The organism is Sulfitobacter sp. HI0040 (genome assembly GCF_001634885.1).
Lineage (GTDB): Bacteria > Pseudomonadota > Alphaproteobacteria > Rhodobacterales > Rhodobacteraceae > Sulfitobacter.
Genome location: NZ_LWEX01000201.1, coordinates 1 through 4708, shown reverse-complemented (window position 1 = coordinate 4708; position 4708 = coordinate 1). Strand labels below are relative to the sequence as shown.

At 66.1% G+C, this 4708-nt stretch carries 5 protein-coding genes; 2 read left to right on the top strand and 3 right to left on the bottom strand.

The features are described 5' to 3' along the window. The coding region (locus A3728_RS12070; RefSeq protein WP_201722317.1) for an NAD(P)/FAD-dependent oxidoreductase at nucleotides 1-666 on the top strand (666 nt) is incomplete at its 5' end. Here the strand turns inward: A3728_RS12070 and murD are convergent. Further along, nucleotides 663-2069 carry a UDP-N-acetylmuramoyl-L-alanine--D-glutamate ligase gene (murD, locus tag A3728_RS12065; protein WP_067923918.1) on the bottom strand — a complete coding sequence of 469 codons (1407 nt, stop codon included), beginning with the start codon at nucleotides 2067-2069 and terminating at the stop codon, nucleotides 663-665. The two genes, A3728_RS12070 and murD, sit on opposite strands and share 4 nt — an antisense overlap. Nucleotides 2070-2158: 89 nt before the next feature. Here murD and A3728_RS12060 point away from each other — a divergent pair, with 89 nt between their 5' ends. After that, a complete protein-coding gene (locus tag A3728_RS12060; RefSeq protein WP_067923915.1) occupies nucleotides 2159-3070 on the top strand; it encodes a glutaminase in 912 nt (303 codons plus the stop codon). 77 nt (nucleotides 3071-3147) lie between these two features. Here the strand turns inward: A3728_RS12060 and mraY are convergent, their stop codons facing one another. Together mraY and A3728_RS12050 are read right to left on the bottom strand one after the other, a co-directional pair. After that, entirely contained in the window at nucleotides 3148-4230 is a 1083-nt protein-coding gene (gene mraY, locus A3728_RS12055; RefSeq protein WP_067923912.1) for a phospho-N-acetylmuramoyl-pentapeptide-transferase, read from the bottom strand. Between the two features lie 16 nt (nucleotides 4231-4246). Then, nucleotides 4247-4708, bottom strand: a 462-nt coding sequence (locus A3728_RS12050; RefSeq protein WP_330220273.1) for a glutamate ligase domain-containing protein, incomplete at its 5' end; no start/stop codon positions are given.

Genomic DNA, 4708 nt, shown 5'->3' with positions numbered 1-4708 from the left:
GCGCGCTTCGGCCTCGCCGTGACGCCGACCCGCGCGGGCCTCGTGCCCTTCACCTTCACCGACGGGCGTTTCGCGCCGCTCTCGGGCGTGGCCCTGCCCGCCCGGGCCATGGCGAACGGCACCGCCTTTGACGAAGCGATCCTTTTCACCCATCGCGGCCTTTCCGGCCCCGCTTCCCTGCAGATCTCCTCCTACTGGGAAGAGGGTGACGCGCTATCGCTCGATCTCGACCCCGCGGGGACCCTGCTGGAGGCGCTGCGGACGCAGCGGCAGGCCGGGGGTCGCCGCAACCTGACGACGGAACTGTCCCGCCACCTGCCCGCGCGGCTGGTCGATCACCTCGAAGCGCAACGGGACCTGTCCGGCAACCTTGCCGACTGGTCGGACGCGCGCCTGCAAGGGCTGACGGACGATCTGCGGGGCTGGACGCTGCAGCCTTCCGGCACAGAAGGTTACCGCACCGCGGAAGTCACGCTGGGCGGTGTCGATACGGGCGGCCTGTCCTCCCGCAGCATGGAGGCGGCGAATTGCCCCGGCCTCTATTTCATCGGCGAAGCGGTCGACGTCACCGGCTGGCTGGGCGGATACAACTTTCAGTGGGCCTGGTCGTCCGGCATGGCGGCGGCCCGCGCCATCGCGCAGCAATCGGGCCGCAAGACCGCCTAAGCGCCCTCGCCGGCCAGTTTCTGCACCTGCGCCACGAAATCCTCGCCCCGCCGTTCGAAACTGTCGTATTGATCGAAACTGGCCGCCGCCGGTGCCAGCAGCACCACGTCGCCCGCTTCGGCATCTTCCGCCGCACGGGCGACGGCGCGTTCCATCGTGCCGCAGATCTCCGCCTCCACCTGCAACTGCATGGCAAACTGGGCGGCCTCGCGCCCGATGACGTAAGCCTTGCGCACCTCGCCCGTCGCCTGCGAAAGCGCCGAAAGGCCGCCCTCCTTTTCCAGGCCGCCGCAAATCCAGCGGATGTTCGAGAACGCTTGCAAGGCCTTGGCAGCGGAATCGACGTTGGTCGCCTTGCTGTCGTTGACGTAGCGGACCCCGTCCACCTCCGCCACGGTCTGTGAGCGATGCGGCAGACCGCCGAAACTGTGGAAGGCCGCCTCGATCACCTTGGGGGCCAATCCGATGGCCCGGCAGGCGGCATAGGCGGCGCAGGCGTTCTGATGGTTATGCGCCCCCGGCAGACCCGCGATCGCGCGCAGGTCGATGGAACCGACCTGCTTGCCGCGCCGATACTCCGAAAGGAACCCCTTGCGCGCCCAGACGTGCCACCCCGGCGTCGTCAGCTTCCGCTCCACCGATATGCGGATCACCCGGTCGTCGCCCGGCCCTTCCGCAAGCTGCCCGGCCAGAAACCGCCCCTCCGCCTCGTCGACGCCGACCACCGCCCGGTCCGGGCCGCCTTCGGCGAAAAGCCGGCGCTTGGCCGCGAAATAGCCCCCCATTCCACCGTGCCGATCCAGATGGTCAGGGCTGAGGTTGGTGAAGACGGCGATGTCAGGCGTCAGCGCCCGGGCGAGTTCGGTCTGGTAGCTCGACAGTTCCAGCACCACGATCTCTCCGTCGATCGCGGGGTCAAGGTCCAGCACCCCGCGCCCGATGTTCCCCGCAAGCTGGCAGGGCCGTCCCACCTGCGTCATGATGTGATGGATGAGCGCGCTGGTCGTCGACTTGCCGTTCGATCCGGTCACGGCCACGACCCGCGGGGCCTGGTCGTAATTGTCCCATGCAAGGGTGGCGAAGCTCTGGAAGAACAGGCCGATGTCATTGTCCACCGGCACGCCCGCTTCCTGCGCCGCCGCGATCACCGGGTTCGGCGCGGGGTAAAGATGCGGGATGCCCGGGCTCACGATCAGGCGCGCGACCTTGTCGAAAACGCCCGCCTCGTGCAGGTCGCGACAGGTCAGCCCCTCCGCCTCGGCGCGGGCGCGTGCGGCGGGATTGTCATCCCAGCAGAGCGGTTTCGCGCCCCCGGCGGCCAGCGCCCGCGCCGTGCTCAGCCCCGACCGGCCCAACCCGAGAACCGCGACCCGCGCGCCTTCCAAACCCTGTACGGGAATCATCGCACCCCTCCGTTCCGCCCGACGGCCTGCTTGCCGTTTCACGTAAAATATGCCCAAAGCGCCCCTATCACAGACAGGAGCGAAGCCAAATGCCGAATCTTGCCGCCACGTTGTCCAAGCTGACCGATGAGGTCCGGCAGCGCGACGACTGGGGCGCGGTGGCTTCCTATATCCCGGAACTGGCGGGTATCGATCCACGCCAGTTCGGCATCGCCGTCGTGCTGGCGGACGGCAGCGTGTATGAAGCGGGCGATGCGCAGACGCCGTTTTCCGTCCAGTCGATCACCAAGGTCTTCACCCTAGCCATAGCGCTCGGCCGGTCGGGCGATCAGCTCTGGCACAGGGTGGGCCGGGAACCTTCCGGTCGGGCCTTCAATTCGATCGTCCAGCTCGAGCAGGAACAGGGCCGCCCCCGCAACCCCTTCATCAACGCGGGCGCCATCGTCACCACGGACGAGGTGCTGGGCAGCCGCCCCCCGCGCGAAGCCCTGGCCGAGATCGTGCAATTCGTCCGCAATGCCGCCGGCAACGACAATATCCATATCAACGAGGCTGTCGCCGCCTCGGAAACCGCCTTCGGGCACCGTAACTTCGCCCTTGCCCATTTCCTCGCGTCCTTCGACAACCTCAAGAACGCGCCGGAACTGACGCTGGGCACCTATTTCCACCATTGCGCGCTGGAGATGACGGTGCGGGATCTCGCCATGGCGGGCCGCTTTCTGGTGGATGCACCGGGCCTACCCCGGCTGGTCGCCCCCAGCCGGATCCGCCGCCTCAACGCGCTGATGATGACCTGTGGCCACTACGACGGTTCGGGCGATTTCGCCTATCGGGTGGGTCTGCCCGGAAAATCGGGCGTGGGGGGCGGCATCCTCGCCATCGTGCCGAACCGCGCCAGCATCGCTGTCTGGTCGCCCGGCCTCAACCGCTATGGCAATTCCGCCATGGGCACCGAAGCGTTGGCTCAGTTGACCCGGCAGATGGACTGGTCTGTGTTCTGACCCACCGCTTCCTTCCAAATGGCGTCAAATCCCGGGGAGCGCGAGGGGCTGGCCCCTCGCCCACGGGCCGCCCTGCCTTAACGCACCTTCAGCGTCGCCAATCCGATCATCGCGAGGATGAGCGAGATGATCCAGAACCGGATCACGATCTGCGGCTCCGCCCATCCCTTCTTTTCATAATGATGATGGATGGGCGCCATCAGGAAGACCCGCTTGCCGGTACGCTTGAAGTAGAGCACCTGGATGATGACCGACAGCGCCTCCACCACGAAAAGACCGCCCACCACCGCCAGCACCAGTTCGTGCTTGGTGCCCACCGCGATGGCGCCCAGCGCGCCGCCCAACGCCAGTGAGCCGGTGTCGCCCATGAAGACGGCAGCGGGCGGTGCGTTGTACCACAAAAAGCCCAACCCGCCCCCGAAAAGGCCGGCGGTGAAGATGAAGATCTCCCCCGTTCCCGGGACGTAGTGCACATCGAGGTATTCGGTGAAGTCGACCCGCCCCACCGCATAGGCGATCACGCCCAGCGCGCCTGCGGCGATCATCACCGGCATGATGGCCAATCCGTCCAGCCCGTCTGTCAGGTTCACCGCATTGGCCGCGCCGACGATGACGAACATTGCGAAGGGGACAAAGAAGATACCGAGGTTGATCAACGTATCCTTGAAGACCGGCAGAGCGAGTTGATAGCGCAGGGCGTCCGGGTGCAACTGGGCCGCCCAGAAGGCCGCGATGCCCGCGATGGTAAAGCCGATCGCGAGCCGCAGCTTGCCCGAAACGCCGTTCACGTTCTGCTTGCTGACCTTGGCATAATCATCGGCAAAACCGATGGCTGCGAAGGACATGGTCACGAAGAGGGTGATCCAGACGAAACCGTTGTCGAGCCGCGCCCAGAGCAGGGTGGAGGTCAGCAGCGCCCCCACAATAAGCAGCCCGCCCATGGTCGGCGTGCCGGCCTTGACGAAATGCCCTTCCGGGCCGTCGTCGCGGATGGGCTGCCCCTTGCCCTGCGATTTGCGCAGCACGTTGATCAGCGGCCTGCCGAACAGGAATCCAAAGATCAGCGCGGTAAAGAATGCGCCCCCAGCCCGGAAGGTGATGTAGCGAAAAAGATTGAAAAAATCGCCACCATCCGACAGCAGGGTCAACCAATAGAGCATTCAGGGGAGTCCTTACTCAAGATCTGGGGGTCTCAGCGGTGTCGACCGGATGGCCCATTTTGCGGATCGCGTCAACGACAAGCCCCAGTTTCATGCTGAGCGAGCCCTTGGCGAGCACAACATCGCCGGCGTCGAGACGCCCGCGAATACCGTCGGCCATTTCCTCGGCGCTCTCCGTCCAATCGCCGCGCAGTTGTTCCGGCAGCAGATCGTACAGCGCCTTCATCAGCGGCCCTACGCAGTGGATCACGTCTAGTCTGGCGGTGGCATCGAGATACGCGAGCCCCGCGTGCAGCGCCACGGCATCGGGCCCCAACTCCTTCATGTCACCCAGAAAGGCGATCCGCCGCCCCCGTGCGACCCGTCCGATCCCGTCGGCGGGCTCCGTCCCGGCCAGCACGTCCAGTGCTGCCGCCATGGAGGTCGGGTTCGCGTTATAGCTGTCGTCGATCAGCTGCAGGGTCAGATGCGTCTCGAC